The organism is Thalassococcus arenae, assembly GCF_019104745.1.
In the GTDB taxonomy this organism is placed as follows: Bacteria; Pseudomonadota; Alphaproteobacteria; order Rhodobacterales; family Rhodobacteraceae; genus Thalassococcus_B; species Thalassococcus_B arenae.
In genome coordinates this window covers 1,582,006-1,607,743 of sequence record NZ_JAHRWL010000001.1, presented here as the reverse complement: position 1 = coordinate 1,607,743, position 25,738 = coordinate 1,582,006, and the positions used below count along the sequence as shown (strand labels likewise).

The following is a 25,738-nucleotide window of genomic DNA, read 5'->3' as shown; positions in this document are numbered from 1 at the left end:
CTATAGCGGCGCAGACTTGACGTAACGGAGGCCCCATGTCCAACGCAGCCCTGGAAACCGCCATCGAAGCCGCCTGGGAGGCGCGCGACACCATCACCCCCGCAACCAAGGGCGAGACCCGCGAGGCGATCGAGAACACCCTGAACGCGCTCGACAGCGGCAAACTTCGGGTCGCCGAGAAACAGGCGGACGGGTCGTGGCACGTCAACCAGTGGGCCAAGAAGGCGGTGCTGCTGGGTTTCCGCATCAAGGACATGGAACAGCAGGATGGCGGTCCGCAGGGCGGCGGCTGGTGGGACAAGGTCGACAGCAAGTTCAAGGGCTGGGACGACAGCCAGTGGAAGGCCGCAGGCTTTCGCGCCGTGCCCAGCTGCGTGGTCCGCAAATCCGCCTATATCGCCCCGGGCGTTGTCCTGATGCCGTCCTTCGTGAACCTCGGCGCCTATGTCGACAGCGGCACCATGGTCGATACATGGGCCACGGTGGGCAGCTGCGCGCAGATCGGCAAGAACGTGCACCTGTCGGGCGGCGTCGGCATCGGCGGCGTGCTGGAACCGATGCAGGCCGGCCCGACGATCATCGAGGACAACTGCTTTATCGGGGCGCGCTCCGAAGTGGTCGAGGGCTGCATCGTGCGCGAAGGTTCGGTCCTGGGCATGGGCGTCTTCATCGGCCAGTCGACCAAGATCGTCGACCGCGAGACCGGCGAGGTCATGTATGGCGAAGTGCCGCCCTATTCGGTGGTCGTGGCCGGGTCGATGCCCAGCAAGAACGGCATCAACCTGTATTGCGCGGTGATCGTGAAGCGGGTCGACGAACGCACCCGCTCGAAGACCGGCATCAACGAGTTGCTGCGCGACTGATGATCCTCAGCCGGACCCTTGCCAAGACCCGCATCGCGCGGGGGCAGCGGCCCGGCTGGCTTGCCGCGTGGGGGCTGGTGATGGTGGATTTCGCGCTGGTCTGTGCCTACGCCTACGCGGTCTATGCGCTGCTGATCGGCTGGATCCGGACGGCACAACCGGACGGTTTCTGGGTTTTCGCCGCGTTCTTCCTGCTGATTTTCGTCCCGGCGCAAGCGGTACTGATCCTGTCGTCGCTCTGGGCCGCGAAATCCCGCTGGCAGGACAGTTCCGAGGGACAGGCATGACCGAAAAGAAAAAGTCGAAACAGCACGTCTTCACCCTGTTGGTGGAAGTCGGGCGCAAGAAAGGCGACGGCCTGCCGGACAAGGCGACCGGCGCCGCGCTGCTGTGCTATGCCAGCGGCGTCGACGAGGCCGAAGCGGTGCGCGAAACCGTGGCGATCCTGAAACAGGCCGACATGGCGCCGCTGGATGTCACCGGCTACGGCACCCGCGCCGAACGCGAGGCACAAGGCCACGAGATCGACGCGGACGAAGCCGAACTGATGGACCGCGCTCTGGCGGAAAACGCCGTGATCGTGGCGCAGGTGACGCCGTTCGAAGACTGAAATCAGGCCGCGCGCGCTTCGGCCAGGGTCATCGCCTCGAACGGGCGCAGCACCTGCAGGCCCTTGCGCGCGTGTTCGGGCAACAGCGATCGCGGGCAATCCTTCAGCAAGCTGTCCTTCAGCCTGTCCTCGCTGCGCCGTATCCGGCCGGCATAAAGGCTTTCGACCGCGACGCCCGACACGATGGGCGCCTCGTGGCCCGGCAGCAGAAGATGGGCGTAGCGTACGCTGATATGGCCTTCTTCCTCGACCGCGGCAAAGCCGTTGGCCAGCGCGTAGGCCGGCACCAGAACCGCCTCGCGTCCGAAGGTGTATTCGACATCCGATCCGCCGATCACAAGGCGCTGATGGGCGGCCACAACCAGGTCGCGGGTCAGACCCAGATAGGGCGCGCGCAGCCGGATCGGTCGGAACGAGCCAAGCGCGGGAACCACCCGTTCGACACGATGCAGAACCGGCACCGCCGTGCCGCTATATGTCAGCACCAGGTCGCCGCACCGAAGATCGCCCAGGCGGCGATGGCCATCGGGGGTTTCGATCAGCGATGACGGGACAAGGCTGGCTTGCGGACCGACCGGTTCAATGATGTCCGAAAACGCGAAGAACACCACATCGGCATCGACGGACCGATTATGCGGCCGCCGGACCATCGTTTCCACGTCTTCCAGCAGCAGGGGCGGCGGTGCCTTCATCGTGCGCAACGCGACTTCGTCGCTGTCCGGGCGTTCCAGGGCCAGGCGGGCAAAACGCGCCTCGGAGTCCCAGGAAAACGTCATCCGCAGCGTGTCGGTCCGCGACTCCGGCGCATAGTCCAGCGCGGTGTGGAAAACCGTTTCTCCCTGCCGGATCACCAACACCACACCGCCCGAAGGCAGCGCCTGCACGGTCAACGCGCCGGGCCAGGGATGGCATCGCTCCATCGCGAGCAGGGTCTGCGGTTTGCCATGTGGGGAAAGCCGGGTTTCCAGCATCAGCGAGCCGCGGCTGAGCAGGCGCGGGCGCGGCGGCAGATCGGGCGCGAACAGCCGCGGATCGGTCCAGGCGGTGTTGCCTGCGGCTATGGCGATCCAGCTCATGCGGCCTTGCCGCACAGCAGCCGCGCCTCGGACCTAGTCAGGATCGGCCGGGCCGCCGGTCCGTACCCGTGACCCGATCGGGGATCCAGTTCCGGAAACAGCGTTTTGATCTCTTCCAGCGCCGCCCGCTCGAACAGGTCGGCGGTTTGCGAACCGGGAAGAAAGCTTTCGCTGTCCAGACCGTTTGCGCAAAGGATCTCGTGCCGGTCGAACAGCAGGTGCACGTATTCCACCACGCCGCCGGGCACCGTGCGGATCGAACGATCGTTGACCAGGTGTTTGGCCGCGACCAGAACTTCGGGCGCGCCGTAAAGCAGTTCGGCCAAGGCGCCGGTGACCAGCACGCGGTGTTGCGGTGACACCATCAAGGGACCGTGCGCGCCAAGCGCTCCGGCCTCGATCCGGACCGGAGCGAGATTGCCGCGCGCCGGCACCGTGCGCCGCCCGATCCAGCGCAAGGGCTGTGGACCGTTGTCGCGGGTCATCACGAGATCACCGGCTTGCAATGTCTGAACCGACCGCGGGCCGTCCGTGGTATCGATCAGAGACCCGGCCACGAAACAGGGCACCGCGTCGATGTTGACGATGCCGATATCGGTTTGCCCGGTCGTGCTGGCGACTTCGTAGGTGAACCCGAACTGCTCGATATCGCCGTTGCCCGTCACCGTGAAGGTGCCGTCGCCGTTCAGCGTGACCGACTGACCCGAGGCCAGCGTCACGGTCGATCCCGCCACCACGGGAATGCCGTTGATATGGGTCACGGTCAACGTGCCGCCGGTGGCGTTCACGTCGTTGGCCAGCGCGTCTATGGTCGTCGATCCGTTGGGATAGATCGTGCCGCTGTCTTCCAGCGCGACCAGCGTGGTCTGTACCGAATCCCCGGCGATCAGCAGGTTGGAGTCGTAATTGCTGTCGGCGACGTCCGCGATGCCGATCCGGATCGAATTGACCGCGCCTGAAGTGACCGGAATGGTCAGCGTCATGGTGACGGTGAAACCGTCCATCTCGGTGTTGTATTGGTCGGCGGTGTTGTCGATGAAGAAGTTTTCGTTGTTGCTGGGGTTCAGGTTGCCGGGGTCGATATCACCGTTCCCCACCGCAAGCGGCACCTGCACGCCATTCACCCAGACCGCCATCATGTCCTGGAATTGCGAGTTGGTGTATTCGGGATATTCCTCGGAGCTGAAGACGAACTGCATCGTCATCACGTTTCCGGTCGGAATGAAATCGACATCGAGAAACGACGCGTCATAGGTTCGGGCACCGGCGGCGCTGTTGAATTGCGAATTGTTGGATTGACCGGACGTGTTGGTCGAGGTGTTGGTCGATTGGTTGGATTGGCCCGAACTGTTGGTGAAATCGCGCACTCGGCCGGTGGACAGGATCACGCCGGTGTCGCCCGGAACCACGCCCGGCGAGGTGCTGTCGCCGCCGCTGTAGATGCCGGACGACCGGCTGTCACCGGAATAGCTGGCGCTGACCACCGTCACGCCGTCACCGAAGATCGCATTGGCCATCTGCGTGGCGGATGCGCCTTCGTTTATCGTCAGCTCGGATGCCGCGACCATGCCTGCCTCGTTTGTCCACCCGGACAGACGCGCGCGGGAAAGGGGGCGATGCCCCCTGCCAACCTGCGATTACCGATCACTGCGCGCCCTGCCTCTGGGCATTTTTGTATTTTTCAGAACCCTATCATGGGTTTGGTCGCCCATTCACACAAATTTAACGCTTCCGCAGCGGCAACTCCGTGGCGAAGTTCCCTTTTTGCCACATTTGCCAAGCCCTTCCGGTCGCGTTAGCCATGCCGAAAAGCAGGAGAAACCCATGCCCGACACCGATCCCGTCGCCCTGACCGCGCAGCTTGTGCGCTGCCCATCGGTCACGCCGGACGATGCCGGGGCGCTGGCGGTTCTTCGGGCCGTGCTGGAACCTGCCGGTTTCGAATGCACCCGGGTCGACCGGAACGGGATCTCCAACCTGTTCGCCCGCTGGGGCGCCAAGGGTCATGACCGCACCTTCGGGTTCAACGGCCATACCGACGTGGTGCCGATCGGGCGGGCCGAGGACTGGACACACGACCCGTTCGGCGCCCAGATTGTGGATGGCATGATGTATGGCCGCGGCACCACCGACATGAAATCGGGCGTCGCCGCCTTTGTCGCCGCGGCGGTGGATTTCGTGCGTGACACGCCACCCGACGGGGCCGTGATCCTGGCCATCACCGGCGACGAGGAAGGCGACGCGACCGACGGAACGGCGGCGTTGCTGGACTGGATGGGCGCACAGGGCGAGGCGATGTCGGTCTGCCTGGTGGGCGAACCCACCTGCCCCAACAAGATGGGCGAGATGATCAAGATCGGGCGCCGCGGATCGCTGACCGCGTGGTTCACCGTGACCGGCAAGCAGGGCCATTCCGCCTATCCGCACCGGGCGCTGAACCCGATGCCCGCCGTGGCGCGCCTGATGGACCGCCTGGCCTCGCACGAACTGGACAAAGGCACCGACCATTTCGATCCCTCGACGCTGGCGATCGTCACGATCGACACCGGCAATCCGGCCACCAACGTGATCCCGGCCAAGACCACCGCCTGCGTCAATATCCGCTTCAACGACCGGCATACCGGCGCGACGCTGTCGGACTGGTTGCGCGTCGCGGCGGCCGAGGTGGATGCGGAATACGGCACCGCGACCACGGTCACGATCAAGATCTCGGGTGAAAGCTTTCTGACGCCGCCGGGACCGTTGTCGGATCTGGTCGGCGCGGCAGTCAAACGCGAGACCAACGTCACGCCGGAGCTGTCCACGTCGGGCGGCACGTCGGACGCCCGCTTTGTCAAGGATCACTGCCCGGTGGTCGAGTTCGGCCTTGTCGGCAAGACCATGCACGCCGTCGACGAATGCGTTTCGGTGGACCAGATCCACCGGCTCAAGGCGATCTACACCCGCATCCTGGGCGACTATTTCGGATGAGGATCGAAACCGCACCGCGGATCGACCGCTGTGTCGCGCTGCGCCGCGCGGTTTTCGTCGAGGAACTGGGCGTGCCGGATAGTGTCGAATTTCCCGGCGACGAAGACGGCGCGATCCATTTGCTGGCGCTGGACGGGACCGTGGCAGTCGGCACCGCGCGGGTGGTCATCGACGGCGCCGTGGCTAAAATCGGACATCTCTGCGTGCTGCCGGACAAGCGCAGCCGCGGCACCGGCCGCGCCCTGGTGCGCGCGGCCGTCGCCGCCGCGCGCCGCGCCGGTGCCACGACCGTCACCCTGACCGCCCTGCGCGACGCCACGGCGCTCTATGCCGGCGAAGGCTTTGTCCCGGTCGGTGCGCCATTCGAAGCCGCGGGTTTGCCGCATCAGAGGATGGAACGGCGCTGGTGACCCGCTGGTTGGTGGTGATGGTCAAGCAACCGCGACCGGGGCGGGTCAAGACCCGGTTGGCGCGCGCCATCGGCCCTGTCGCGGCGGCCTGGTGGTTCCGCCACCAGGTGCGGCGTTTGTTGCTGAGGCTCGGTGATCCGCGCTGGCGCCTGGTTCTGGCGGTCAGCCCCGACACCGACGGATTGCGCAGCCGCGTCTGGCCCGCACACCTGCCACGCATTCCACAAGGAGCGGGCGATCTGGGTGACCGGATGGCACGGGTCTTCCGGTCGCTGCCGCCCGGGCCGGTCTGCATCGTCGGAGCGGATATCCCCGGCATCACGAAAGGCCATGTCGACCGCGCCTTCCGCGCGCTCGGGCGCAGCGATGCCGTGTTCGGCCCGGCGCCGGATGGCGGGTATTGGCTGGTCGGATTGAAGCGCACCCGATCCGTGCCGGCCGGATTGTTCGCCGGCGTGCGCTGGTCGACGGAACACGCGCTGGCCGATAGCCTGGGCAGCCTCGGCGCGATGTCCGTGACCCTGGTCGACAGTCTGGCGGATGTGGACGAGGCATCGGATCTTTGAAACGGCGTGCCCCTGTGTCGCTGATCGCGGCATTCACCCGGGATTTTGCATGGCGAGATGACGCGCGACAGGCGTTTTTTGTGACGTTCCGTCCCGCCCGTGATAGGCAGAAACCATGAGCAGAATACCCACCAAACACGACATCCTAGGCTGGATCGAGGCGAACCCGACCCTGACGTCGAAGCGCGACATCGCGAAGGCTTTCGGCATCAAGGGCGCCGCCCGGATCGATCTCAAGCGCGTGCTGAAGGAGCTCGAGCACGAGGGCCACCTGGAGAAGCGCAAGAAAACCTATCGCGACCCCGACCGCCTGCCGCCAGTCAGCGTGCTGCAAATCAAGGCGCCGGATGAAAACGGCGATCTGTTCGCCACGCCGCTGGAATGGCATGGCGAAGGGGTGGAGCCCATCGTGCTGGTGGTGCCGCGCGCATCGGACCCCGCGCTTGGCGAAGGCGATCGCATCCTGGCACGCGTGCAGGTGGTGCACGAGGCCGACCACAATTACGAAGCGCGACTGATCCGCCGTATCGGCCAAAGCCCGCGCAAGGTGGTGGGTATCTTTCGCAAGACCGCCGAGGGCGGGCGCATCCTGCCGATCGACAAGGGGTCGGACCGGGAATGGCTGGTGGCCGCCGATGCCACCGCGGGCGCGAAGGAGGGCGAGCTGGTCGAGGCCGAACAGGCCGGGCCCAAGGGCCGAATGGGTCTGCCGCGCGCGCGCATCGTGCTGCGGCTGGGCGACCCGACCGCGCCGCGGGCGGTGTCGTTGATCGCCATCCACCAGCACGGCATCCCCGACGATTTCCCGCCGGATGTGCTGGCCGAGGCCGACGCGATGAAACCGGTGGGGCTGAAAGGCCGCGAAGACTTGCGCGACATGCCGCTTGTCACAATCGACCCCTCGGATGCGCGCGACCACGACGATGCGGTCTTTGCCGAACCCGACGACGACCCAAAGAACCCCGGCGGTTTCGTGATCTGGGTCGCCATCGCCGATGTCGCGCATTACGTCACGCCCGGATCGGCGCTGGACCGCGAGGCGCGCAAGCGCGGCAATTCCAGCTATTTCCCCGACCGCGTGGTGCCGATGCTGCCCGACCGGCTGTCGGGCGATCTGTGTTCGTTGCACGAAGGCGTGCCACGGCCCTGCATCGCCGTCCGCATGGTGATCGACGCAGACGGCAACAAGCGGTCGCACCGTTTCCTGCGCGGGCTGATGCGGTCGCCGGCGTCGCTGAACTATCAAGAGGTTCAGGCGGCCTTTGACGGCCAACCCAACGACAAGACCGGCCCGCTGCTCGATCCGGTGATCCGGCCGCTTTTCGGCGCCTATGCCGCGCTCAAGGCCGCGCGCCAGCGGCGCCAGCCGCTGGACCTGGACCTGCCCGAACGCAAGGTGGTGCTGGACGAAGAGGGCAAGGTGGTCTCGGTCGATTTTGCCGAACGGCTGGATGCCCACCGGCTGATCGAGGAATTCATGGTGCTGGCCAATGTCGCCGCCGCCGAGACGCTGATCGCCAAGCGCACCCCGCTGCTGTACCGGGTTCACGAAGAACCGCCGCTGGACAAGCTGGAAAGCCTGCGCGACACCGCCGAAGCGGCCGGACTGACCCTGGCCAAGGGGCAGGTTCTGAAAACCGCGCATCTCAACCGCCTGCTGCACGACGCGCAGGGCACCGAGGATGCGGAACTGATCCACTTCGCCACGCTGCGGTCGATGACGCAGGCCTATTACAGCCCCAAGAATTTCGGCCATTTCGGGCTGGCCCTGCAGAACTACGCGCATTTCACCTCGCCCATCCGGCGCTATTCCGACCTGGTGGTGCACCGCGCGCTGATCGCCGCGCATGGCTGGGGCGATGACGGGCTGACGAACGAAGAGATCGAGCGGCTCGAGGCCACCGGTCAGCACATTTCGGACACCGAGCGCCGGTCGATGATGGCCGAGCGCGACACGACCGACCGTTACCTGGCCGCCTACCTGTCGGACCGCGTCGGAGCGGAATTCACCGGGCGGATCAGCGGCATCGCGCGCTTCGGGGTGTTTGTCAAACTGGACGAAACCGGCGCTGACGGCTTGGTGCCGATCAGCACGCTGGGGCGCGAATACTTTCATTTCGATGCCGATGCCGGGACGCTTATGGGCGCCGATACCGGGCGGATCATCGCGATGGGCATGCGTGTCAGGGTCAAGCTGGTCGAGGCGGCACCGGTGTCAGGCGGCATCGCCTTCGAGATGCTGGAGATCGAGGACGAGGCCTATGCCAGCGTGCCCGCCCGCCGCGGGCGCGGCACGCCGCGCGGCAAGGGCGGCGCCAAGGGCAAGCCGCCGCAGCGCAAGGCGGCCAAGGCCAAGCGCAAGGAGGTCAAGGCCAAGCGCAAGGTGACGCGGCAGCGACGCGCCAAGGGCTGAGGATCGATCAACCCGGTTCGATCCGCGGCAGGGTCCGTGCGTTCGATTGCGGCGAACGGATCGGCCCCACGCGCAGAGCCGCGCGCGGCACGGAAATGCCGGCAGGAAGCCGCGTGGCGCCGTTCTGATCGCTTCGCAATCGTGCCGCGACCCGCTATGCTGCGTGAAAACAACGAGCAGATATCGGGATTCCGGAATGGTCACGACCCGTCTTACCGGCGCGATTGCCGCGCTGCTGGTTTCGGCCCCCGCACTGGCCGGTGCGGTCGAATTGTCGCTGCGCCCCGTGGCGCGCCCGGCCGCCGTCCTGTCCGTCGCCGCGACCGATACGGTCACCCCGACCACGGTTGTTGCGCCGGCCAATTCTTTGCGCCCCTTCAAACGGCCCCAGGCGGCCTCGTCGACCGAGATCGGTCAAGTATCGGCGGCGACGCAGGCCGGATTCGAACGCTGGATCGCGGAGTTCCGGCCCAAGGCGCTGAATCGCGGAATCGGCGCGGCGACCTTCGACAGGGCGTTCCGGAACGTGCGCTATGACCCCGAGGTGATCGAACGCGACCGCAACCAGTCGGAATTCACCAAGACCATCTGGACCTATCTCGAAACCGCCGCCTCCGACGCGCGCATCCGCAACGGCCAGGCCGCCCTGCGCAGGCACGGCGCGCTGCTGGACCGGATCGAGGCGCAATACGGCGTCGACAAGGAAATCGTGGTGGCGATCTGGGGGCTGGAATCGGCCTATGGCACCTTCAAGGGGTCCAAACCGGTGATCCAGTCGATGGCGACGCTGGCCTATGACGGGCGACGGCGGTCGTTCTTCGAGGGCCAGCTCTATGCCGCGCTGAAAATCCTCGACCAGGGGCATACCGCCCCCGAGGCCATGAAGGGATCATGGGCCGGGGCAATGGGACACACCCAGTTCATGCCGACCTCGTTCCAGTCGCTGGCGGTGGATCACACCGGCGACGGGCGGCGCGACATCTGGGGCGACGACCCCGCCGACGCGTTGGCGTCGACCGCGAACTACCTGGCCAAGAACGGCTGGCGCAAGGGTCTGCCCTGGGGGGTCGAAGTGCGGCTGCCCGAGGGGTTCGACTATGCCCAGGCCAATCGCGGGATCGAACGGATGCCGTCGGTCTGGGCGCAGCGCGGCGTTCTGGGCATCGACGGCCAGCCGGTGCGCGATTACGGCGTCGCATCGGTTCTGCTGCCGGCGGGCCACGAAGGTGCGGCCTTCCTCGTGTTTCGCAATTTCGCGGTGATCGAGCGCTACAACACCGCCGATGCCTACGTGATCGGAGTGGGCCACCTGGCCGACCGGATCAAGGGCGGCGGACCGATCCGGAGCGGCTGGCCGACGCAGGACAGGGCGCTGACGCTGGACGAACGGATGGAGTTGCAACGCCGCCTGACCGCGCGCGGCTTCGACACGCGCGGCATCGACGGCAAGATCGGGCCGCTGACCATCGATGCAGTGCGCGGGTTCCAGCGCTCGCTGGGTCTTCCGCCCGATGGCTATGCTTCGCCACGCCTGCTGAACCGGTTGCGCTGACGCCTAGCGCCTCTCGGCGGGTGTGCAGGGCTTGCCCTGAAAACAGTGCGCTACAGTCCGGCGCAGATCGTCCGTCGGTTCGCGATGGCTGTTGCCGCCGCAGGGGTCGGCGAACATCACGTATCCGGTCCCCTCGCGCTTGAGAAAGGCGAGGTATTCGGTGCCGTCCGCGACCGCGCCGCACCAAGGACCGAAACACAGCGCCCGCAAGGTCACGGCACGGTCGAAATCGCGAGTGAACCCGCCCGGTCCGAGCGACTTGCCGGTCAGCCTGGCCGGGATGTCGGTTTGCGGCGGCATGTCCTGTTGGCGTTGCCAATCGGTCCGCGGCAAGAGCGTTTCATCGACGCGCAGCACCCCGTTCACCACGATCCAGATGTCTTCCGAAGCCACTGCCTGCTGGAAATCCCGCGCCGCGTCGGGACGGATGCAGCTGAGAGCATCGGCCGGGCCGCCCGACAAGGTCAGCGCCAGTCCCACGACCAGCAAGCGCATCAGAGGTGGTCCCGGAAGGCGTCGATGACCCGGGCATAGACCGCACGTTTGAACGGCACGATCTGGTCCAGCACCTGGTCCGGCGCCAGCCAGCGCCACGCGGCGAATTCCTGGTGGTCGTCGGCATCGATGCGCACCTGGTCGTCGGTGCCGTGAAAGCGAAACAGGAACCACTTCTGCTCTTGACCCTTGTAGCGGCCCTTCCAAAGACGCGGGACCAGGTCATGCGGCAGGTCGTAGGCGAACCAGCCTTCGGTCTCGGCCTCGACGGTGACGAGATCCGGCGTGACGCCGGTTTCCTCCTGCAATTCGCGCAAGGCGGCGGCGCGGGGGTCTTCACCCTTGTCGATCCCGCCCTGCGGCATCTGCCAGGCCGGGATGTCGCTGTCCATGCGTTGACCGACAAAAGCATGGCCCTGGGCATTGACCAGCATCACGCCGACGTTCCGGCGATAGGGCAGCTTGGCGATGTCTTCGGGCGTCATGGGCGTCTCCGGTTGCGGCGCATATAGGCGCATCAATGCCGGTTCCGGTCAACCGGCGGCGCGCCTGACCCAGATCATGGTGCACGGCGTGTCGCCGGCTAGACAGATCGCAGCTTTGCATCGAAAGGCCGCCGCATGAAGTATCGCGTCATTCCAGCCGCTTTGCTGATCGCCTCCGGCGCAATGGCCCAGGACGTGCGGTCCCTTGTCCTGTCCGATGTGCGGGTGGTCGATATCGCGCGCGGCGCGGTATCGGCCCCGGTTTCGGTTGTCATCAGCGATGGCGCGATCGCCGCGATCGGTACCTTGGACGATATCGCTCCGGGCAGCGCGATCCATGACGCCAAGGGGCAATTCCTGATCCCGGGATTGTGGGATTCGCATGTGCATCTGTTCACCAGCGCGGACGAACCCGAAACCGCGTTTCGCATGGCCATCGTCAACGGCGTGACGGGATTGCGCGACATGGGTGCGCTTTGGCCCATCGCCGATCAGCAGGCGCTCAGGGACGCCACCGAAAGCGGCGCGACGGTAGGGCCACGCCTGATCCTGTCGGGCGCATGGGTCGACGCCAGTCCGGGGTCCTGGCCCGGCATGTTCCTGGCCGACACTCCGACCGCGGCACAGCAAGTGGTGGCGCGGATCGCGGACGAAGGCTGGGACGCGGTCAAGGCCTACTCGATGCTCGACGGCGCGACCTATGCGGCCTTGGCCGAAGCCGCGCATCGCGCCGGGTTGAAGCTGGTCGGCCACGTGCCGGAACGGGTCACGCTGTCGGATGCGCTGGACGCCGGGCAGGACGGGATCGAGCATTTCGGTCGGGTCACAAAGGCCTGTTCGCCTCGGGAACGCGCCATGGTCGACCGGGTCGCGACGGCACTGGACGCCGACAACCCCCGCGACGCGATGATCGCCGAGATGACCGGCCACAACCGCATCGTGTTGGACACGTGGGATGCCGCGCTGTGTGGCGCAGTGCTTGCACGGATGGCCCGGGCTGGGATGCATGTCAGCCCGACCTTGGTGGTGGCGGGTTTCTATACGGGGCGAAAGGCGGCGCCCGACAGTCCGCGCATGAGAATGCTGCCGCAAGCGGTGCGCGATGCCTGGGCCGGCCCGGATTTTCGCCTTGACGCGATGACCGACGACCTGCGCGCCATCGCCGATGCCGCGATCGCGCTCGATCATCGCACCCTGGCGCTGGCCCATGCGGCGGGCGTGCCGATCCTGGCGTCCACGGACGCGTCCTTTGCCAATCCGCAGCTGTTCCACGGGTTCTCGCTTCTGGACGAACTGGACCTCTATGTCGCTGCCGGTCTCACCCCGCGCGAGGCGCTCTACACCGCCACCGTCGCCCCGCCTCGGTTCTTCCGCCTTAGGGACCAGGACGGCAGCATCGCGCCCGGCCGCCGGGCCGATCTGGTTCTGCTGGACGCCAACCCGCTTGAGGGTCTGGCCACCTTGCGCGATCCCGCCGCAGTCATCCTGCGCGGAGTTATGCTGGACCGAGGCGCGCTGGCCGAAATGCGGGCGGCTGATCCAGGTTGAACGAAAACGCCCCGCCGGAAAGCGGGGCGCCTTGAACCCGGTCGACGGGCGCAGTCAGTTCGGGCCGAGCGCCGACAGGCCCTTGAGGATATCGATGGCATAGGCCAGCTGATAATCCTCCTCGCGCAGCTTGGCGGCTGCTTCGGCCTTGGCGCGGTCTTCCTCGATCTGGCGGATCTCGTCCTCGGTCAGCGAGTCGTTGTCGAGCGAGCCGCGCAGATCGGCCTCGGTGCGGCTCAAACGATTGGTGGCCTCGTCTTCCTCTTCGCTGGCGGCGGGCCGGCGGGGCTGTTCGACGACGATGTCGGGGCTGACCCCCAGCGACTGGATCGACCGGCCCGACGGCGTGTAATAGCGCGCCGTGGTCAGGCGCATCGCGCCGTCTCCGCGCAGTGGCATGACCGTCTGGACCGAACCCTTGCCGAAGGACTTGGTGCCCACGACGATCGCGCGGCGATGATCCTGCAGGGCGCCTGCGACGATTTCCGACGCCGAGGCCGATCCGCCGTTGATCAACACCACGATCGGCTTGCCATCGGCCAGATCGCCCGGCGTCGCGTTGTAGCGTTCGCCATCCGCCGGGTCGCGTCCGCGGGTCGAGACGATTTCGCCCTTTTCAAGGAACGCATCGGACACCCGGATAGCCTGCGTCAGCAAGCCGCCGGGATTGTTGCGCAGGTCCAGAACGAAACCGTTGACGTTGTCGATACCGCCCGCATCTTCGACCTGTTTGGCCAATCCCTCGGACAGGTTGGCATAGGTCTGGTCGTTGAACGTGGTGATCCGCAGCACGACGGTCTGCCCCTCGGTCCGGGTGCGCACCGCCTGAAGCTTGATCGTGTCGCGGATGATCGACACGTCGAACGGTTCGGCCTCGCCTTCGCGGACCACGGTCACGATGATCTCGGAGCCGACCGGGCCGCGCATCAGGTCGACGGCTTCGTCCAGCGTCAGGCCCAGCACCGATTCCCCGTCGACATGGGTGATGAAATCGCCCGCTTCGATACCCGCTTCCATCGCCGGGGTGCCGTCGATGGGCGACACCACCTTGACGAAGCCTTCTTCTTGGGTGACCTCGATGCCCAAGCCGCCGAATTCACCCCGGGTCTGCACGCGCATCTGCGCCGCGTCGTCGGGCGACAGATAGCTGGAATGCGGATCCAGCGAAGTCAGCATGCCGTCGATGGCCGCCTCGATCAGTTCGCCCGCCTCGACTTCTTCGACGTATTGCGCGCGGATGCGTTCGAAGATGTCGCCGAACAGGTCGAGCTGTTCATAGACCGATGACGACCGGTTGGTTTCCTGCGCCAGCAGCGGCCCCACGAATTGCGTGGTGGCGACCGCCCCCGCCAAAGTGCCGCCGATCGCGGCCATCAGGAATTTCTTCATGGTTGTCGTTATCCCTTGTCGGTTGCGAACCACGCGCGTGGATCGACAGGCACGTCGCCTTCTCTGACTTCTATATAGAGCGTTTCCGTCCGGTCGGCGCCACCCCTTTCACCGGAAGGTGAAAGCACGCTGTCGGCATCCGGCACCGTCCCGCCCATCAGACCCACCGGTGCGCCTTCGGGCAGCACCTGCCCGGTCTCGCCGAACGCGGTTTCCAGACCCGCCAAAACGAACAGGACACCCGCCTGCGGTTCCAGGATCGAGACCAGCCCGTAGTCCAGCAGCGGCCCGCGATAGCGGATGGTCGCAGCGACGGGTGTGGTGACCAAGGCACGTGCCCCGGTGGCGACCACCAGGCCCGGCCGTTGCACCCCGGCGGCATCGGCCTGGTCGAATTCGCGCAGGACGACCCCCTGGACCGGCATGGGCAGAACGCCTTTGCGGTCGTCCAGCACATCGAGGTCCACAGGAACCTCGTCCAGGGCGATCCGGTCAAGATCGCGGGCGAAACTGCCCAGCGTTTCGGCCGACGCGATCAGGATCGCCGTGCGCACCGGGTCCTCGGTGAACTTGCGTGGCAGATCGGTGCGGTTGGCCACCGCCTGGCTAAGCGCGGTCCGGGCCGTTTGCACCCCGGACAGCCCCGCGTTGAGTTGATCGGCCGCGTCCTGTTGGATCTGCCGCAAGGCACGCGCTTCGTCGAGGTCGGCGCGCAGAGCCTGGGCCTGGCTTGCCAGGCCCGGTGTCACCGACGACAGGAGCATACCGGCACGCGCTGCGCCCACCGGCCCCTGCGGATGCAGGAGCGACCCGGCAGACGCCCCGGCGCCCAGACCGGACAGGGCGGCCAACAGCCCGGCGACCTCGGCCTCACGCGCCTCCAGCCGGCGGCTCAGTTCGGTTTCCCGGACCGCTGCGGCCCGCAACCCTTCACGCATCGCGGCCAGGCCCGCCTCATAGGCCTGCACGGTTTCGGTCAGGGCCTTGACGCGGTCGCGCGCGCCGTCCGCGGCTTCGAGTTTCTGCGCCGCTTCTGTCAAGGCCTGCGCGGCCTGCTGTGCAGCGCGCCCATCCGCCAGAGCGCCGGTTGCAACCACAATCCCCAATGCCAGAGCGAGGCGTCTCACGCGATCAGGCTCTCTCCGGTCATCTCGTCGGGCTTCGGCAAACCCATCAACTGCAGCAGCGTCGGCGCCACATCGGCCAGCCTGCCGTTGCGCAACGATGCCCCCTTTGGTCCGCCGAACAGGATCACCGGCACGAGGTTCGTCGTATGTGCAGTGTGCGGGCCACCGGTTTCCGGGTCGACCATCGTCTCGCAATTGCCATGATCGGCGATGATGAGTAGCGCGCCGCCGGCCTTCTTGGTCGCGGCGACCACTTGCGCGAGGCCCTGGTCGACCGCTTCACAGGCCTTGATCGCAGCGCCCAGATCGCCGGTGTGGCCGACCATATCCGGGTTGGCGTAGTTGGTGACGATCAGGTCGTAGCCCGCCTCGATTGCGGCCACGAATTTTTCGGTGACTTCGGGCGCGCTCATTTCGGGCTGCAGATCATAGGTCGCGACCTTGGGAGATTTCGGCATGAAGCGGTCCTCGCCCACTTCCGGCACTTCCTGCCCGCCGTTCAGGAAGAACGTCACATGCGGGTATTTTTCGGTCTCGGCCAGCCGGTATTGCCGCAACCCGTGCTTGGCCACCCATTCGCCCAGGGTGTTGACGATTTCGCGCTTGGGATAGGCCGTCGTCATGTATGCGTTGTGGGCGTCGGAATACTCCACCATGCCCAGCAACGCGCTGAGCGCCGGTCTGTCACGATCGAACCCGTCGAAATCGGGGGCCCCGATCGCGGCAAGGATCTCGCGCGCGCGGTCGGCCCGGAAATTCACGAAAAAGACACCGTCACCCGGCTGAATGCCACTGTAGTCGCCGATCACGAAAGGCTCGATGAATTCGTCGGTTTTCCCGGCGTCATAGCTTGCCTCGATCCCGGCCACGGCGCTGGCGCGTGTTTCGCCCGAACCTTCGACCATGGGGCGATATGCGCGTTCGACGCGTTCCCATCGGTTGTCGCGGTCCATGGCATAGTAGCGTCCCGATACGGTGACGATCCGGGCGCCTTCCGGCAATGCGGCTTCGAATGCCGCCACTTGCTCGGCCGCGGATTGCGGAGGCACGTCGCGCCCGTCGGTGATCGCGTGCAAAGACACCGGCAGTCCCGCATCGGTCAACACCTTTGCCGCCGCGAGCACGTGGCTGGAATGCGAATGCACTCCGCCGTCCGAGGTCAGTCCCATGACATGAGCGGTGCCGCCCGCCGCCTTCACCTTGGCCGCGAAGTCGAGGATGGAGTCGTTTTCGAAGAAACTGCCGTCCTCGATGGCCAGATCAATCTGGCCCAGGTCCATCGCCACCACACGCCCCGCCCCGATATTGGTGTGGCCGACTTCGGAATTGCCCATCTGGCCGGTCGGCAGGCCCACATCCGGGCCGTGGGTGATCAACTCCGCGTGCGGGCAAGTCGCGGTCAACTCGTCCATGGTCGGCGTGTCGGCCAGCTTTGGCGCATTGTTGGCCGCGTCTTCGCGCAGGCCCCAGCCGTCTAGGATGCACAGGATGACAGGTTTCGACATGAGCTGGGTCTTTCCGGAAGGGCGGTCGCCGCGAGATGTATCAGTGCCGAAGCCTAGCGTCCAGAAACCGAGGCGCGTTGATCGGGCACAATCGTCGCAAGACCGCGCAGCGTCACGATCGCTTTTATATGCGCATTTGTCACCTCAACGACAATTATTATTCGTTTTCCTGTTTCTATCGGCGTCTCTACAGTTCCCACAGGTTCTTGGTGCGCCACCGCAAGGAAACGTCACCAGAGCGCCGGGCTGGTTGTTTACCTCGTCCAGCCCGGCCCCACCTGAGGAGGAAGAAATGATCCGTCCGACACTCACCATCATCGCCGGCCTGGCCGTCTTGACAGCCATCCCCGTGCTGGCTCAGCAGACCGTCGCAGACAAGATGGACACCGTGAAGCCCGCCAGCGAAGTGCAGGGCCAGCAGATCGGCACCCTGGATTGCGAAATCGAAGGCGGCTGGGGCATGTTCCTGGGGTCGTCCAAGGGCGTGACCTGCGCATTCACCCATGCCGACGGTTCGGTCGAGGCGTATACCGGCTCGATGGACAAGCTGGGGCTGGATATCGGCAAGACCGAGAAAAGCTACATGACCTGGGTGGTGTTCACCACTGCCGAAAACAAGCCCGGCGACAACGCCCTGGCTGGCACCTATGTCGGCGTCTCGGCCGGTGCATCGCTGGGGATCGGACTTGGTGCCAACGCGCTGGTCGGCGGCTCGGACAAGCAGATCGGCCTTCAACCGGTCAGCGTCGAGGGCGTGCAGGGCGTCAACCTTGCACTGGGCCTGGCTTCGCTGACACTGGCGCCGACCGAAGGTTGAGATATATACCTGATAACCGTTCCGAATTGCGAAGGGCCGAATCGGCCCTTCGTTCGCAAGGTGGAGACCTCCTATGACGCGCTGCCATATCGCGACCGCCGCTGCCCTGCTTGCGCTCGCCCCCGCCTTCGCCACTGCACAAGAGCGCATCCTGAATTTCGAGCTGGGCGCCGGCTTGCGCTATGCGCCGATCTACGAAGGCGCGGACGAGTACGAAACCGGACCCACCGGCACCGGGTCACTGGGCGCGCTGCAACTGGGGTCGATCAACATCCAGCCGGGCAGCGGCACCGGGTTCGGCTTCGCGCCTTCGTTCCGCTTCGTGGGTGAACGCACTGCGGACGACACCCCGATCCTCGACGGGATCGACGACGTCGACGCCGCGTTCGAGCTTGGCGCGAAACTGAGTTATCGCTGGGAAAACGCCGAGGTGTTTGCCGCCGTACGCAAGGGCCTGACGGGCCATGACGGTGTGGTCGGCGACCTGGGCGCGGATGCGATCATCCCGCTGGATGCGCAGACCACCCTGCGTGTCGGCCCGCGCCTGTCCTTCGCCAACGGCGAATACATGGACACCTATTTCTCCGTACCGGCCACGGCGACCGCGCTGGCCGCTCATGACGCCGATGCCGGAATGAAATCGGCCGGGATCGAGATGACCCTACGCCGCGACATTTCGGATGCCTGGGCGGTGCAGGGTACGCTGGGCTGGAGCCGGTTGTCCGACAACGTCGCCGAGTCGCCGATCGTCAAGGATGGCAGCCGCGACCAGGGCAGTTTCAGCATGATGCTGGTGCGCAAGTTCAACCTGCGGTTCTGACACGCCGCGCCACGTCAAGCCAAAAGCCCGCCAGAGATGGCGGGCTCTTTTCTTTGCGGCCGCGGATCAGGCCTGCAGGCTCTTGACCACAAGCTCGCCCTCTTCCCGCGCCTTCATCGCCATCGCGGCGGCATGGGCGCCCGCGGCGGTGGTGTAGTAGGGGATCTTGTCATACAGCGCGATCGACCGGATCGAACGGCTGTCCTCGACCGCGGCGGCGCCTTCGGTGGTGTTCATCACCAGCTGGATGCCGCCATCCTTCATCAGGTCGGTGACGTTCGGGCGGCCTTCATAGACCTTCTTGACCAACTCGCAGGCGATGCCGTGACCTTCGAGGAACGCCGCCGTGCCGCCGGTGGCGACGATGGAAAAGCCCAGTTCGACAAGGGTCCGTGCGGTTTCCACCAGTTGCGGGGTCTTGTCGTCATCCTTGATCGAAAAGAACACCGCGCCTTCGGTCGGCAGATGGGTGCCCGCGCCGATCTGCGCCTTGAGAAACGCCCGGGGAAAGGACCGGTCCCAGCCCATGACTTCTCCGGTCGACCGCATTTCCGGTCCGAGGATCGTGTCGACGCCGGGGAAGCGGGCAAAGGGCAGAACCGCCTCCTTGACGGAGTACCAGGGCATGTTGGGATCGGCCAAGGTCATCGGGTCGGCCAGCGGCAGCACGGTGTCGTAATCGGCGTTTTCCGGATAGGGCGGGCGCATCGGGAAAGCCGAAAGTTTTTCGCCCGCCATGATCCGCGCGGCGATCGAGGCAATGGCACTGTCGGTCGCCTTGGCGACGAAGGGCACCGTGCGTGAGGCACGGGGGTTCACCTCGATCAGGTAGATCTCGGGTGTTCCAGATTCGTTGGCCTTGATCGCGAATTGCACATTCATCAGGCCGACCACGTTCAAAGCGCGGGCCAGCGCCTCGGTCTGGCGGTTGACCTCGGCCAGGATCGCGGGGTCCAGCGAATAGGGCGGCAGGGAACAGGCGCTGTCGCCGGAATGCACGCCGGCCTCTTCGATATGCTGCATGATGCCGGCGACATGGACGGCGTCGCCATCCGACAGCGCATCGACATCCAGTTCCACCGCGCCGGACAGGTAGCTGTCGAGCAGCACCGGGCTGTCGCCGGACACGACCACCGCTTCGTTGATGTATCGCTCGAGCCCGGCCATGTCGCGGACGATCTCCATCGCGCGGCCCCCCAGAACGTAGGACGGGCGGATCACCAGCGGAAAGCCGATCTGTTCCGCGATGGCCAGCGCCTGCGCATCGGTGCTGGCGATGCCGTTCTTCGGCTGCTTCAGCCCCAGCTTGTTGACCAGCGCCTGGAACCGCTCGCGGTCCTCGGCCAGGTCGATGGCATCGGGTGTGGTGCCGAGGATCGGGATGCCCTCGTCATGCAGCGCGTTGGCCAGCTTCAGCGGCGTCTGCCCGCCGAACTGGACGATCACGCCGTGCAACGTGCCCTTCTGCTGCTCGACATTCAGGATTTCCATCACGTGCTCGAAGGTCAGCGGCTCGAAATACAGGCGGTCGGACGTGTCGTAATCGGTGCTGACCGTCTCGGGGTTGCAGTTGACCATGATGGTCTCGTAACCCGCATCCGACAGCGCAAAGCAGGCGTGGCAGCAGCAATAGTCGAACTCGATCCCCTGCCCGATCCGGTTCGGCCCGCCGCCGAGAATGACCACCTTTTTCGCGGTGGTCGGCCGGCTTTCGCATTCCACCTCGCCCATCATCGGCACTTCGTAGGTGGAGTACATGTAGGGCGTCTGCGCCTCGAATTCGGCGGCGCAGGTGTCGATGCGCTTGAACACGGCCGACACGCCCAGGTTTCGGCGCGCGCGTCGCACCTGCCCTTCGTCGCGGCCGGTCAACTTGGCCAGCCGGGCGTCGGTAAAGCCCATCATCTTGAGCGCGCGCAGCCCTTCCTCGGTTACCGGCAGGCCGTCCTTGCGCACTTGGGCTTCGGCATCGACGATTTCACGGATACGGGCAAGGAACCACGGATCGAAATGGGTGACGGCCTGGATTTCGTCGTCGCTCAGGCCGTGACGCATGGCCTGGGCGATGGTGCGCAACCGGTCGGGCGTGGCCACCGAAAGCGCCTTGACCACTGCTGATTTCTCGGGCGCGCCTTCGATCGTCACCTCGTCGAACCCGGTCAGGCCGGTTTCCATGCTGGCCAGCGCCTTTTGCAGCGATTCGTGGATCGTGCGGCCGATGGCCATCGCCTCGCCCACCGATTTCATCGCGGTGGTCAGATTGGGCTGGCTGCCTGGAAACTTCTCGAAGGCGAAGCGCGGGATCTTGGTGACGACATAGTCGATGGTCGGCTCGAAGCTGGCCGGGGTGACCTTGGTGATGTCGTTGTCCAACTCGTCCAGCGTGTAGCCCACAGCCAGCTTGGCGGCGATCTTGGCGATCGGGAAGCCGGTGGCCTTGGACGCCAGCGCCGACGACCGCGACACCCGCGGGTTCATCTCGATCACCACCATGCGGCCATTGTCCGGGTTCACCGCCCATTGCACGTTGGATCCGCCCGTTTCCACGCCGATCTCGCGCAGCACGGCAATGCTGCCGTTGCGCATCATCTGGTATTCCTTGTCCGTCAGGGTCAGCGCCGGCGCAACGGTGATGCTGTCGCCGGTATGCACGCCCATCGGATCGACGTTCTCGATGGCGCAGACGATGATCGCGTTGTCCGCCTTGTCGCGGACGACCTCCATCTCGAATTCCTTCCAGCCCAGCAGCGACTCGTCGATCAGGATCTGTCCGACGGGCGAGGCATCCATACCCGAGCGGCAGTAATATTCGTAATCCTCGCGGTTGTAGGCCACCCCGCCACCGGTACCGCCGAGGGTAAAGGCCGGGCGGATGATCGCCGGCAGGCCGATATCGTCCAGCGCGTCCATCGCCATGCGCAGCCCTTCGGTCAGGTCGCGCTTGCCATCGGCGCGCTTGGGCGCGGTAACGATCGTGGCTTTGGGGTTCTCGAGCCCGATGCGGTCCATGGCCTCGCGGAACAGCTTGCGGTCCTCGGCCATCTCGATGGCTTCGCGCCGGGCGCCGATCATCTCGACCCCGTGCTCCGCCAGCACGCCCATTTCCTCGAGCGCCAGCGCGGTATTCAGGCCGGTCTGGCCGCCCATCGTCGGCAAAAGCGCGTCGGGCTTTTCCTTGGCGATGATCTTGGCGACGATTTCGGGGGTGATCGGTTCGATATAGGTGGCGTCGGCCAGTTCGGGATCGGTCATGATCGTCGCGGGGTTCGAGTTGACCAGGATCACCCGATACCCTTCTTCCCGCAGCGCCTTGCAGGCCTGGGCACCGGAATAATCGAACTCGCAGGCCTGCCCGATGACGATTGGCCCGGCGCCGATGATCATGATGGAACTGATATCGGTTCTTTTCGGCATGCCCGGACCCCCAAACGCAAATTGTCGGCGTTATACGCATCCGCTGCCTGCGTGCAAGCCTTTGCCACCAACCGTCCGGATTTGATCTATGTCAAGTTAAGTAGACGTGTTGACTGTAAACTGAAGTTTACAACAGGGAGTCGGCCATGCGCATCTTATTCGTCCACCCGAATTACAGGTCCGGCGGCGCCGAGATCGCCGGCAGTTGGCCGCCCGCATGGGTGGCCTACCTGACCGGGCACTTGCGCCAGGCGGGGTTCGACGACATCCATTTCATCGACGCGATGACCAACGATATCGCCGATGACGACCTCGGCCGACAGATTGCCGCGTTGCGGCCCGACGTGGTCGGCGTCACGGCGATCACCCCGTCGATCTACCGCGCCGAGGAAGTGTTGCGCCTTGCTCAGCAGGCAGTTCCGGACGCCATCCGCATGTTGGGCGGGGTGCACGCGACCTTCATGTACAAGCAGGTCCTGTCCGAAGCCCCCTGGATCGACGTGATCGTCCGCGGCGAAGGCGAAGAGATCCTCGTCAACCTGATGGAGGCGATCCGCGACGGGCGCTGGCCCGCCGACCGCCGCCGCATCCACGGGCTGGCTTTTCGCGACGGCGACGACATCGTCGCAACCCAGGCCGCCAGCACCGTCAAGGATCTCGAAAAGATCAAGCCCGACTGGTCGATCCTGGAGTGGGAGAAATACATCTACATTCCGCTGGGCACCCGCGTGGCCATTCCCAACATGGCGCGCGGCTGCCCGTTCACCTGTTCGTTCTGTTCGCAATGGAAATTCTGGCGCGACTACCGCGTGCGTGACCCCATCGCCGTGGTGGACGAAATCGAGGACCTGGTTGAGAACCACGGCGTCGGCTTTTTCATCCTCGCCGACGAGGAACCCACCATCAACCGCAAGAAGTTCATCCAGTTCTGCGAAGAACTGATCGCCCGCGACCTGCCGCGCCGGGTGCAATGGGGCATCAATACCCGCGTCACCGATATCTACCGCGACCGCGATCTGCTGAAATTCTACCGCAAGGCCGGGCTGGTGCATGTCAGCCTTGGGACCGAGGCGGCCGCACAGCTGAAACTCGACCGTTTCAACAAGGAAACCAAGGTCGACGAGAACAAGACCGCGATCCGCCTGCTGCGCGAGGCCGATATCTTTACCGAGGCGCAGTTCATCGTGGGTCTGGACAACGAGACCGAGGAGACGCTCGAGGAAACCTTCCAGATGGCCTGGGATTGGCAGCCCGACCTGGCCAACTGGGCGATGTACACGCCCTGGCCGTTCACGCCGTTGTTCCAGGAATTGCGGGACCAGGTCGAGATCTTCGATTTCTCCAAGTACAACTTCGTCACACCGATCATGAAACCCGACGCGATGACGCGCGGCGAGTTGCTGGACGGGGTGATGAAGAACTACCGCCGCTTCTACATGCGCAAGGCGCTGTTCCACTACCCGTGGCGCGGCACCGGGTATCGCCGGCGCTATCTGCTGGGGTGTCTCAAGGCGTTTCTCAAGGCCGGGGTGCAGCGCACCTTCTACGACCTGGGCAAGGCCGGGTACTGGGGTCCGCAGACCAAGAACACGGTGCACTTCGATTTCGACGACACCCGGCAACTGGCCGAGGCGCAACTGGAAGACTGGGAAGCCGCGGCCGACCGCGCCGCGCGCGCCAAGGAACGGCGCGAGGCGGTCAAGGCGCAGATGAAGGAACGCGCCGCGTTCCGGATGCCGGGCGACGCGGCGGTCAAGGCCTGCGGGGGCGGAACCGAACAGCTGAGCGACCTCTGAGATGCCGCGCGACCTTGCCGTGGCGCCGTCACCGGGCGAACCGGGCCTGATCGGTCCGAACGCGGTGTTGCAGATGCTTCCGGTGATCGAAGCACGGCTGGGTGTCACGGCGACCACGGCGTTTCTTGCCCGGGCCGGTGTGATCGTGCCCGACGGCGGTTCGATGATCTGCGAGGCGCAGGCCGCCCGGCTGCACGACGCCCTGCGCGCCCGTTTCGGCGCCCGGTCGGGCGGGCTCGCGGCTCAGGCGGGGCGTCACACCGGTAACTACATCCTGACCCACCGTATTCCCGCCCCGGTGCAAACGATGCTGCGGGCTTTGCCGCCGGCCGCCGCCGCAGCCCTGTTGTCGCACGCCATCGCTCGCCATGCCTGGACCTTTGCCGGATCGGGGCGGTTTCGGCGTCTTTCGTCCTGGCAGTTCGCCCTGCACGACAACCCGTTGATCCGCGGCGCGTCATCGCCGATACCGCTTTGCCGCTGGCACGCGGCGGTGTTCGAAACGCTCTATCGCCGGCTGGTCCATCCGGGTGTCCGCTGCCGCGAGGTGGCCTGCGCCGCCACCGGAGACCCGGCCTGCCGATTCGATCTGCGCGTGGAGTGACCCGCCGCGGTCGGATGGCAACGCCCGACGCTACTCGGCCGCCTGCAAGGCCGTCTTGTCCGCATCGCCGTAGAGATAGTCGCGGGTTGCCGGGACGGCGTGCTGCTGGCGCGACAGCTGAAACTGGTAGACGACCTGCCACTGCTCCTCGAACGCCATTTCGCAGGCAACCAGGTAGAACCGCCACATGCGGATGAACCGGTCATCATACATTTCGCGCACCTTCGGCAGCGCCGCCTCGAAACGCTGGCGCCAGTGTTTCAGCGTCGGGCCGTAATGACCGCGCAGGACCTCGATATCGGCCTGCCAAAGATGGGCACGTTCGATCGATGGCACGAGGTCGGAAAGCGACGGAATATAGCCACCGGGAAAGATGTACTTGTCGATCCACGGGCTGGTGGGTGACGGCGGCGCGACCCGACCGATCGTGTGGATCAGCGCGATGCCGTCGGGCTCCAGCACCTTGTGCACCTTGTCGAAGTATTCATCGTAATGCGGCAGTCCGACATGTTCCAGCATGCCGACGCTGACCACCCGGTCAAAGCGGTCGGTAAGCTTGCGGTAGTCCAGCAGGCGGAAATCACAGCGATCCGCCAATCCCGCGGACTGCGCCCGGGTCTGCGCGGTCGTCAGCTGGTTCCGCGACAAGGTCACGCCCGTGACCCGTGCGCCGAAATCGCCCGCCAGCGTCAGCCCCATCCCGCCCCAGCCACAGCCGATGTCCAGCACCCGCATCCCCGGTTCGATCCGCAGCTTGCGGGCGATATGCGCCTTCTTGGCGGCCTGCGCCTGTTCCAGCGTCATGTCGGGCCGCGCGAAATACGCGCAGGAATACTGCATGTCCCGGTCCAGAAACAGCCGATAGAAATCATCCGAGATGTCGTAGTGATGCGCCACGTTGCGCCGCGCGGTGCTGTCGGTGTTGCGTTGCACCAGATGCCGCACGGCTTTGCGCAGCCCCTGCCAGCCGCGGAACCACGCGGGCATCCCGCCGCCTTTCTGCTGGTTGCGCACCAGCAGCGTCAGGAAATCGTAGAGCCGGTCATCGGCCACGGTCAGCGACCCATCCGTGTAAGCCTCGCCAAGGGCCAGGACCGGGCGCAGGCACAGCGCCTGCACGGTCTGGTGCTCGGTGATGGCGATCTCGATCTCGATCCCGCCCCCCGGCCCGTAGTCGCGGCGGGTGCCGTCCGGATAGACGACACGCAACCGACCGATCGTGACCAATCGTTCGAGCATGCGCGACATTGTTGCGGTCCACATCACTCACCCCCCGTG

Annotated in this window: 22 protein-coding genes; 13 read left to right on the top strand and 9 right to left on the bottom strand. The window is 65.6% G+C overall.

From position 1 onward, the window contains the following. Window positions 1–35 precede the first annotated feature (35 nt). Genes dapD through KUH32_RS07870 form a run of 3 tightly spaced genes read left to right on the top strand, consistent with a single transcriptional unit; the run spans window position 36 to window position 1,473 of the window. Complete coding sequence (gene dapD / locus KUH32_RS07880; protein ID WP_217777487.1) at window positions 36–863, top strand: 2,3,4,5-tetrahydropyridine-2,6-dicarboxylate N-succinyltransferase; 828 nt, start codon at window positions 36–38, stop codon at window positions 861–863. Next, complete coding sequence (locus KUH32_RS07875) at window positions 863–1,150, top strand: hypothetical protein (protein WP_217777486.1); 288 nt, start codon at window positions 863–865, stop codon at window positions 1,148–1,150. The genes dapD and KUH32_RS07875 overlap by 1 nt, the downstream gene beginning before the upstream one ends. Next, window positions 1,147–1,473 carry a DUF8846 family protein gene (locus KUH32_RS07870; protein WP_217777485.1) on the top strand — a complete coding sequence of 109 codons (327 nt, stop codon included), beginning with the start codon at window positions 1,147–1,149 and terminating at the stop codon, window positions 1,471–1,473. The genes KUH32_RS07875 and KUH32_RS07870 overlap by 4 nt, the downstream gene beginning before the upstream one ends. 2 nt (window positions 1,474–1,475) lie before the next feature. On the opposite strand, the gene KUH32_RS07865 is transcribed toward KUH32_RS07870, so the two are convergent. Beyond that, window positions 1,476–2,549, bottom strand: coding sequence for a Hint domain-containing protein (locus tag KUH32_RS07865; protein ID WP_217777484.1), 1,074 nt, complete (start codon window positions 2,547–2,549; stop codon window positions 1,476–1,478). Then, window positions 2,546–4,117 (bottom strand): Hint domain-containing protein, encoded by a 1,572-nt coding sequence (locus KUH32_RS07860; RefSeq protein WP_217777483.1) that lies wholly within the window; start codon window positions 4,115–4,117, stop codon window positions 2,546–2,548. Before KUH32_RS07860 ends, KUH32_RS07865 begins: the two co-directional genes overlap by 4 nt. A 256-nt stretch (window positions 4,118–4,373) precedes the next feature. Here KUH32_RS07860 and dapE point away from each other — a divergent pair, with 256 nt between their 5' ends. The 5 genes from dapE (at window position 4,374) to KUH32_RS07835 (ending at window position 10,460) form a co-directional block, all read left to right on the top strand. After that, the gene (gene dapE / locus KUH32_RS07855) at window positions 4,374–5,519 is read left to right on the top strand and encodes a succinyl-diaminopimelate desuccinylase (protein WP_217777482.1); all 1,146 of its coding nucleotides are present in this window, start codon (window positions 4,374–4,376) and stop codon (window positions 5,517–5,519) included. Continuing rightward, window positions 5,516–5,929: a GNAT family N-acetyltransferase gene (locus KUH32_RS07850; protein WP_217777481.1), complete on the top strand. Its 414-nt coding sequence runs from the start codon at window positions 5,516–5,518 to the stop codon at window positions 5,927–5,929. The genes dapE and KUH32_RS07850 overlap by 4 nt, the downstream gene beginning before the upstream one ends. Continuing rightward, complete coding sequence (locus KUH32_RS07845; protein WP_217777480.1) at window positions 5,926–6,495, top strand: TIGR04282 family arsenosugar biosynthesis glycosyltransferase; 570 nt, start codon at window positions 5,926–5,928, stop codon at window positions 6,493–6,495. Before KUH32_RS07850 ends, KUH32_RS07845 begins: the two co-directional genes overlap by 4 nt. A 115-nt stretch (window positions 6,496–6,610) precedes the next feature. Next, entirely contained in the window at window positions 6,611–8,908 is a 2,298-nt protein-coding gene (gene rnr / locus KUH32_RS07840) for a ribonuclease R (RefSeq protein WP_217777479.1), read from the top strand. Window positions 8,909–9,104: 196 nt separating this feature from the next. After that, on the top strand, window positions 9,105–10,460 hold the full coding sequence (locus KUH32_RS07835; protein WP_217777478.1) for a lytic murein transglycosylase: 1,356 nt from the start codon (window positions 9,105–9,107) through the stop codon (window positions 10,458–10,460). A 3-nt stretch (window positions 10,461–10,463) separates the two neighbouring features. On the opposite strand, the gene KUH32_RS07830 is transcribed toward KUH32_RS07835, so the two are convergent. Then, a complete protein-coding gene (locus KUH32_RS07830; RefSeq protein ID WP_217777477.1) occupies window positions 10,464–10,955 on the bottom strand; it encodes a hypothetical protein in 492 nt (163 codons plus the stop codon). Beyond that, window positions 10,955–11,440 carry an RNA pyrophosphohydrolase gene (locus tag KUH32_RS07825; protein WP_217777476.1) on the bottom strand — a complete coding sequence of 162 codons (486 nt, stop codon included), beginning with the start codon at window positions 11,438–11,440 and terminating at the stop codon, window positions 10,955–10,957. Before KUH32_RS07825 ends, KUH32_RS07830 begins: the two co-directional genes overlap by 1 nt. Window positions 11,441–11,575: 135 nt before the next feature. Between KUH32_RS07825 and KUH32_RS07820 the strand changes: the two genes are divergently transcribed. Beyond that, window positions 11,576–12,988, top strand: a complete 1,413-nt coding sequence (locus tag KUH32_RS07820) for an amidohydrolase family protein (protein WP_217777475.1) — start codon at window positions 11,576–11,578, stop codon at window positions 12,986–12,988. Between the two features lie 54 nt (window positions 12,989–13,042). Here the strand turns inward: KUH32_RS07820 and KUH32_RS07815 are convergent, their stop codons facing one another. From KUH32_RS07815 to gpmI, 3 genes are read right to left on the bottom strand one after another with little or no spacing between them, the layout of a single operon-like run. Next, on the bottom strand, window positions 13,043–14,377 hold the full coding sequence (locus KUH32_RS07815; RefSeq protein WP_217777474.1) for a S41 family peptidase: 1,335 nt from the start codon (window positions 14,375–14,377) through the stop codon (window positions 13,043–13,045). 8 nt (window positions 14,378–14,385) lie between these two features. Next, window positions 14,386–15,504: a murein hydrolase activator EnvC family protein gene (locus tag KUH32_RS07810; RefSeq protein WP_217777473.1), complete on the bottom strand. Its 1,119-nt coding sequence runs from the start codon at window positions 15,502–15,504 to the stop codon at window positions 14,386–14,388. Beyond that, window positions 15,501–17,009 carry a 2,3-bisphosphoglycerate-independent phosphoglycerate mutase gene (gene gpmI, locus KUH32_RS07805; RefSeq protein WP_217777472.1) on the bottom strand — a complete coding sequence of 503 codons (1,509 nt, stop codon included), beginning with the start codon at window positions 17,007–17,009 and terminating at the stop codon, window positions 15,501–15,503. Before gpmI ends, KUH32_RS07810 begins: the two co-directional genes overlap by 4 nt. A gap of 292 nt (window positions 17,010–17,301) precedes the next feature. Between gpmI and KUH32_RS07800 the strand changes: the two genes are divergently transcribed. Then, on the top strand, window positions 17,302–17,826 hold the full coding sequence (locus KUH32_RS07800; RefSeq protein ID WP_217777471.1) for a DUF992 domain-containing protein: 525 nt from the start codon (window positions 17,302–17,304) through the stop codon (window positions 17,824–17,826). Window positions 17,827–17,899: 73 nt separating this feature from the next. Further along, window positions 17,900–18,646 (top strand): MipA/OmpV family protein, encoded by a 747-nt coding sequence (locus KUH32_RS07795; protein WP_217777470.1) that lies wholly within the window; start codon window positions 17,900–17,902, stop codon window positions 18,644–18,646. A 66-nt stretch (window positions 18,647–18,712) separates the two neighbouring features. On the opposite strand, the gene carB is transcribed toward KUH32_RS07795, so the two are convergent. Continuing rightward, on the bottom strand, window positions 18,713–22,060 hold the full coding sequence (gene carB, locus KUH32_RS07790) for a carbamoyl-phosphate synthase large subunit (protein WP_217777469.1): 3,348 nt from the start codon (window positions 22,058–22,060) through the stop codon (window positions 18,713–18,715). 146 nt (window positions 22,061–22,206) lie between these two features. On the opposite strand from carB, the gene bchE reads away from it, so the two are divergent. Both bchE and bchJ read left to right on the top strand, forming a co-directional pair. Further along, window positions 22,207–23,856, top strand: a complete 1,650-nt coding sequence (bchE, locus tag KUH32_RS07785) for a magnesium-protoporphyrin IX monomethyl ester anaerobic oxidative cyclase (protein WP_217777468.1) — start codon at window positions 22,207–22,209, stop codon at window positions 23,854–23,856. 1 nt (window position 23,857) lies between these two features. After that, complete coding sequence (bchJ, locus tag KUH32_RS07780; protein ID WP_217777467.1) at window positions 23,858–24,460, top strand: bacteriochlorophyll 4-vinyl reductase; 603 nt, start codon at window positions 23,858–23,860, stop codon at window positions 24,458–24,460. 30 nt (window positions 24,461–24,490) lie between these two features. Here bchJ and KUH32_RS07775 read toward each other — a convergent pair whose 3' ends face one another. After that, the gene (locus KUH32_RS07775) at window positions 24,491–25,723 is read right to left on the bottom strand and encodes an SAM-dependent methyltransferase (protein ID WP_217777466.1); all 1,233 of its coding nucleotides are present in this window, start codon (window positions 25,721–25,723) and stop codon (window positions 24,491–24,493) included. Window positions 25,724–25,738 lie beyond the last annotated feature (15 nt).

Bases quoted from the DNA above. Each gene is read 5' to 3' on its own strand.
- dapD (WP_217777487.1), top strand. From the start codon at position 36: ATGTCCAACGCAGCCCTGGAAACCGCCATCGAAGCCGCCTGGGAGGCG.
- KUH32_RS07875 (WP_217777486.1), top strand. From the start codon at position 863: ATGATCCTCAGCCGGACCCTTGCCAAGACCCGCATCGCGCGGGGGCAG.
- KUH32_RS07870 (WP_217777485.1), top strand. From the start codon at position 1,147: ATGACCGAAAAGAAAAAGTCGAAACAGCACGTCTTCACCCTGTTGGTG.
- KUH32_RS07865 (WP_217777484.1), bottom strand. From the start codon at position 2,549: ATGAGCTGGATCGCCATAGCCGCAGGCAACACCGCCTGGACCGATCCG.
- KUH32_RS07860 (WP_217777483.1), bottom strand. From the start codon at position 4,117: ATGGTCGCGGCATCCGAGCTGACGATAAACGAAGGCGCATCCGCCACG.
- dapE (WP_217777482.1), top strand. From the start codon at position 4,374: ATGCCCGACACCGATCCCGTCGCCCTGACCGCGCAGCTTGTGCGCTGC.
- KUH32_RS07850 (WP_217777481.1), top strand. From the start codon at position 5,516: ATGAGGATCGAAACCGCACCGCGGATCGACCGCTGTGTCGCGCTGCGC.
- rnr (WP_217777479.1), top strand. From the start codon at position 6,611: ATGAGCAGAATACCCACCAAACACGACATCCTAGGCTGGATCGAGGCG.
- KUH32_RS07835 (WP_217777478.1), top strand. From the start codon at position 9,105: ATGGTCACGACCCGTCTTACCGGCGCGATTGCCGCGCTGCTGGTTTCG.
- KUH32_RS07830 (WP_217777477.1), bottom strand. From the start codon at position 10,955: ATGCGCTTGCTGGTCGTGGGACTGGCGCTGACCTTGTCGGGCGGCCCG.
- KUH32_RS07825 (WP_217777476.1), bottom strand. From the start codon at position 11,440: ATGACGCCCGAAGACATCGCCAAGCTGCCCTATCGCCGGAACGTCGGC.
- KUH32_RS07820 (WP_217777475.1), top strand. From the start codon at position 11,576: ATGAAGTATCGCGTCATTCCAGCCGCTTTGCTGATCGCCTCCGGCGCA.
- KUH32_RS07815 (WP_217777474.1), bottom strand. From the start codon at position 14,377: ATGAAGAAATTCCTGATGGCCGCGATCGGCGGCACTTTGGCGGGGGCG.
- gpmI (WP_217777472.1), bottom strand. From the start codon at position 17,009: ATGTCGAAACCTGTCATCCTGTGCATCCTAGACGGCTGGGGCCTGCGC.
- KUH32_RS07800 (WP_217777471.1), top strand. From the start codon at position 17,302: ATGATCCGTCCGACACTCACCATCATCGCCGGCCTGGCCGTCTTGACA.
- KUH32_RS07795 (WP_217777470.1), top strand. From the start codon at position 17,900: ATGACGCGCTGCCATATCGCGACCGCCGCTGCCCTGCTTGCGCTCGCC.
- carB (WP_217777469.1), bottom strand. From the start codon at position 22,060: ATGCCGAAAAGAACCGATATCAGTTCCATCATGATCATCGGCGCCGGG.
- bchE (WP_217777468.1), top strand. From the start codon at position 22,207: ATGCGCATCTTATTCGTCCACCCGAATTACAGGTCCGGCGGCGCCGAG.
- bchJ (WP_217777467.1), top strand. From the start codon at position 23,858: ATGCCGCGCGACCTTGCCGTGGCGCCGTCACCGGGCGAACCGGGCCTG.
- KUH32_RS07775 (WP_217777466.1), bottom strand. From the start codon at position 25,723: ATGTGGACCGCAACAATGTCGCGCATGCTCGAACGATTGGTCACGATC.